The 4,857-nt window shown below is 62.4% G+C and carries 4 protein-coding genes; 2 read left to right on the top strand and 2 right to left on the bottom strand.

Annotated features, from left to right (window positions below; all coding sequences use genetic code 11):
- Window positions 1–269: 269 nt before the first annotated feature.
- Both BFP96_RS30970 and BFP96_RS23445 read left to right on the top strand, forming a co-directional pair.
- Window positions 270–446, top strand: coding sequence for a hypothetical protein (locus tag BFP96_RS30970; protein WP_163001699.1), 177 nt, complete (start codon window positions 270–272; stop codon window positions 444–446).
- A gap of 66 nt (window positions 447–512) precedes the next feature.
- Window positions 513–2,684: a mechanosensitive ion channel family protein gene (locus BFP96_RS23445; RefSeq protein ID WP_065893996.1), complete on the top strand. Its 2,172-nt coding sequence runs from the start codon at window positions 513–515 to the stop codon at window positions 2,682–2,684.
- Between the two features lie 107 nt (window positions 2,685–2,791).
- On the opposite strand, the gene BFP96_RS23440 is transcribed toward BFP96_RS23445, so the two are convergent.
- Together BFP96_RS23440 and BFP96_RS23435 are read right to left on the bottom strand one after the other, a co-directional pair.
- Window positions 2,792–3,013, bottom strand: coding sequence for an MbtH family protein (locus BFP96_RS23440; RefSeq protein ID WP_065937110.1), 222 nt, complete (start codon window positions 3,011–3,013; stop codon window positions 2,792–2,794).
- An 82-nt stretch (window positions 3,014–3,095) separates the two neighbouring features.
- On the bottom strand, window positions 3,096–4,496 hold the full coding sequence (locus tag BFP96_RS23435) for an aspartate aminotransferase family protein (RefSeq protein WP_065937109.1): 1,401 nt from the start codon (window positions 4,494–4,496) through the stop codon (window positions 3,096–3,098).
- Between the last annotated feature and the right edge of the window lie 361 nt (window positions 4,497–4,857).

The following is a 4,857-nucleotide window of genomic DNA, read 5'->3' as shown; positions in this document are numbered from 1 at the left end:
AGAGCGTTTTGCTTACTTTTGCGCTTTTCAAAAGTGAGCCGCTGTAAAAGCGGAACCATTAGCAGCCGTTACCGCAGAAACGGATATGTACTCAGTCTGATCCAACATCCCGGCCAGCCCCAAGGGCGCCATCGGGGGCAAGTCGAATCGTCGCACCGCCCCTCCCACATTGAGTAATGTGTATAGACGGACTGATCTGCATCACCTGCACTTTCCGCAATCCGACCTAGACTTGTCAGAACTTCCACTCCGACAAGGCCGTCACCCCCATGATCTCCATGTCCTCCTTCCACGCCATGCTTATCCCCATCCTGATCGGCATGATCATGCTCGCCGTGGGCTTCAATTTTCGTGACAACCCCCTTGGCGTGTTCGGCATGTGGGTCGGCATGCTGCTGATCCTGGGCACCGTGGTGTACAAGATCCTCGCCAAATTGGCGCAATGACACTCGCATCTGGCATAGCGGCCTCGTACACTCGGTCCATTCATCGCTTTCAAGGTTGACCGCCTCGTGCTTTCCCGTCTGTTTGCCCTGCCCCGCTACCTGCTGATCACCCTGCTCATAATGCTGCCGCTGACGTCCGCCCAGGCGGTGGGCTTGCCCGGGATGCTGGGCGGGTCCAACAAGGCCCAACCCCAGGCCGATGTGCCCCTGGGGCAGTCGCTGGACGAGGTGATCAAGACCCTGGAGAACGACCAGCAGCGCACCCAGTTGCTGAGCGACTTGAAAAAGCTGCGCGCCGCCACGCAGAAAGCCCAGCCGGCGGCCGAGCTGGGTGTGCTCGGCCTGATCGGCAGCACGCTGTCGGGCTTTGAACAGCAGTTCTCCGGCGCCGACAGCCCGCTGGGGCGCTGGGCCAATGAAGTCGATCTGGCCCGGGATGAACTCAGCGCGCTGATGCTGCCCGCCAACGAATGGCTGCCGATCATCTTTGGCTTTGCGCTGATCCTGGCAGTGTGGAGCCTGTTGGCCGCCGCGCTGATCTGGCTCAGCCACCGCGTGCGCGAGCGCTTCGGCTTGCCCGAAGAACTGCCGCAACACCCGCGTACCTGGGACATGCTGCGCTTTGCCTTGCGCAAGCTGGGCCCGTGGTTGATCGCCTTGGTGATTACGGTTTACCTGAGCTACGCCCTGCCCTCGTCCCTGGGCAAGTCGCTGGCGATGGTGCTGGCTTACGCGCTGGTGGTCGGCACCTGTTTCTCGGCGATCTGCGTGATTGCCTTCTCGGTGCTCGACGGCCCGCACCGCCACCGCGCCCTGTATATCCTGCGCCACCAGGCCTTCCGCCCGCTGTGGTGGATCGGCAGTTTTGCCGCCTTTGGCGAAGCCTTGAGCGACCCGCGACTGGTCGCGGCGCTCGGCCAGCACCTGGCGCATACGGCCGCGACGGTTGCCAATGTGATGGCAGCGCTGTCCACCGGCGTCTTCATCCTGCGGTTCCGTCGGCCGATCGCCCACCTGATCCGCAACCAGCCGCTGTCGCGCCGTCTGACGCGTCGCGCCCTCACCGACACCCTCTCGATCATCGGCACCTTCTGGTACCTGCCGGCGCTGTTGCTGGTGGGCATTTCGCTGTTCGCCACCTTCCTTTCCGCCGGCGACAGCAGCACCGCCCTGCGCCAGTCGCTGCTGTGCACGGTGCTGCTGGTGTTGTGCATGGTGATCAACGGGCTGGTGCGACGCCACGCCCTCAAACCGCAACGCGGGCACAAGCGCCATGCGCTGTACTCCGACCGCCTGAAAAACTTCGTCTACACCCTGGTGCACCTGGCGGTGTGGCTGGTGTTTATCGAGTTGGGGCTGCGGGTGTGGGGCCTGTCGATGATTCGCTTTACCGAAGGCGACGGCCATGAAGTCAGCGTCAAGCTGTTCGGTCTGGGCGGGACCTTGCTGTTCGCCTGGCTGATCTGGATCCTCAGCGACACCGCGATCCACCACGCCCTGACCCGCTCACGCAAAGGCCTGGCCAACGCGCGGGCGCAGACCATGATGCCGCTGATCCGCAACGTGCTGTTCGTGACCATTTTTATCATTGCCGCCATCGTCGCCCTGGCGAACATGGGCATGAACGTCACGCCGCTGCTGGCCGGTGCGGGTGTCATCGGTATCGCCATCGGTTTTGGTGCACAGTCGCTGGTGGCGGACCTGATCACCGGCCTGTTCATCATTATCGAAGACTCCCTGGCCATTGATGACTACGTGGACGTCGGCGGCCACCTGGGCACTGTCGAAGGCCTGACCATTCGTACCGTGCGCCTGCGCGATATCGACGGCATCGTGCACACGATTCCGTTCAGCGAAATCAAGAGCATCAAGAACTATTCCCGCGAGTTCGGCTACGCGATCTTCCGCGTGGCGATTCCCTACAACATGGAGATCGACGACGCGATCAAGCTGATGCGCGATGTCGGCCAGGCCATGCGTAACGACCCGCTGCAGCGCCGCAATATCTGGTCGCCGCTGGAGATCCAGGGTGTGGAGAGTTTTGAATCAGGCAGCGCGATCCTGCGCGCGCGGTTCAAGACCGCGCCGATCAAGCAATGGGAAGTGTCGCGGGCGTTCAACCTGTCGCTCAAGCGGCACCTGGATGAAGCCGGGCTTGACCTGGCGACACCGCGTTTGAGCGTGCAGGTGGTGACGGGGGGACAGGAAAAAGAAAGGCCTGAAGTCAACGCGAATTAATTGTTGGAGGGGGCTTGCCCCCGATTGCGGTGTGTCAGTTGATGCATCTGTAACTGATCCACTGCCATCGGGGGCAAGCCCCCTCCCACATTTTTGATCGGCGATGTTCAGGCGAGTGCAGCGCCATCCATCTTCTGACGCAGGCTCAGCGGACGCATATCGGTCCAGTTCTCTTCGATATAGGCCAGGCATTCTTTCTTCATGCCGCTCTTGCCCACGATGCGCCAGCCCTCCGGCACGGCCTTGTAGTCGGGCCAGATCGAATATTGCTCTTCGTGGTTGACCACTACCTGAAACAGGATGTCGTCGCGGTCAAATACTGAGGTCATTGCGGTTCTCCGTCGCTCAAAGGCCGGCTGCACACCATGCGCAGCACTGATATCTGTAGAAACGTATCAAGGGCCAGGAAAATTAGACGCTGGCGACCGCCGCCGCCAGGGCACGCCCGAAGATCTCGGCGACGCGGTCGATCTCGGCGGCGGTGATCACCAGCGGCGGCAGGAAGCGCACCACGCTGCCATGCCGCCCGCCCAGCTCGAGGATCAGGCCGCGCTTGAGGCATTCACGTTGCAGCACAGGCGCAAGCTGGCGGTGCACCGGTGGATGGCCCTGGATGTCGCATGTGCCATTGGGGTCCACCAGTTCCACGCCAAGCATCAGCCCACGCCCGCGAATATCGCCCAGGTGCGCAAAGTCGCGTTGCAGGATGCGCAGGTGTTCGCCCAAGCGCTCGCCCATCGCCGCCGCATGCGCGGCCAGGTTGTGCTCCTTGAGGTAGCGCATCACCGCAGAACCGGCCGCCATTGCCATCTGGTTGCCACGGAAGGTTCCGGCATGCGCACCCGGCAGCCAGGTGTCGAGCCAGTCGCGGTAGACCACCACCGCCAACGGCAAGCTGCCACCAATGGCTTTGGACATCACCACCACGTCCGGGATGATCCCCGCATGCTCGAAGGCAAACATTTTGCCGGTGCGGCCAAAGCCACTCTGGATCTCATCGACAATCAGCGCCACCCCTGCCTGCTCGGTAATGCGCCGCAAGCCGCGCAGCCAGTCGAGATCCGCCGGCACCACGCCGCCCTCGCCCTGCACCACTTCGACAATCACCGCCGCCGGCGGCAACACACCGGCTTCGGGATCGTTGAGCAGGTTTTCCAGATAATGCAGATTGACCCGCACCCCTTCCGCGCCCCCCAGGCCGAACGGGCAGCGGTAGTCGTAAGGGTATGGCAGAAATTGCACACCATTGCCGAGCAACGCGCCCAGGGGTTTCTTCGGCCCGAGGCTGCCCATCAGGCTCAACGCGCCCTGGCTCATGCCGTGATAACCGCCCTGGAACGACAACACCGTACTGCGCCCGGTGGCGGTGCGTACCAGCTTCAAGGCCGCTTCCACCGCATCGGTGCCGGTCGGGCCGCAGAACTGGATCTTCGCCTGCCGCGCCAGCTCCGGCGGCAACAGGCCGAACAGGTCCTGCACGAACTGGTCCTTGACCGGTGTGGTCAGGTCCAGGGTGTGCAATGGCAACTCGTCGCTCAATACCTGTTGAATGGCCTGGATCACCACCGGGTGGTTATGCCCAAGCGCCAACGTGCCGGCGCCGGCCAGGCAATCAATGAAACTGCGGCCCTCCACGTCTTCCACGTAGATACCCTTGGCACGCTTGAGCGCCAATGGGATGCGCCGCGGGTAGCTGCGGGCGTTGGACTCCTGCTGGCGCTGACGGGCCAGCAGCGGGGTTTCGTCGAACTGATAGAGCGTCTCGCTGGCGTGCACAGACGCGGCTTCAATGGGGCTGGTGGCGACTGACATCTCTCGATCCCTCAGGTGGTGATCCGTGGGAGTGGGGAATACGCACGGACTTCATGTTCTGAAGACGCATCAGCGAGAAGAGGATTTAGGGGCCGGTGGTGGCTAACTGATGAATGAAGATCCAAATGTGGGAGGGGGCTTGCCCCCGATGGCGGTGTGTCAGCTGAACACTGGCTGGCTGACACACCGCTATCGGAGCATAGGTATCTACACAACCCTGTAGCGCCCAACCGTAACCACGATGCGAAGCGAGCCGCTCTTGCTCTTGCTCTTGATCTGCTTTTGATCCTAGGCGCCCCGTTAAACCACGCTGGCCGAACGCAGGCTTGAATCCGTGGGTAACCCGGCAGGACGCCGGGTT

This window comes from Pseudomonas sp. 34 E 7, assembly GCF_900005715.1.
Lineage (GTDB): Bacteria > Pseudomonadota > Gammaproteobacteria > Pseudomonadales > Pseudomonadaceae > Aquipseudomonas > Aquipseudomonas orientalis_A.
This window is presented reverse-complemented; position numbering and strand designations above follow the sequence as displayed.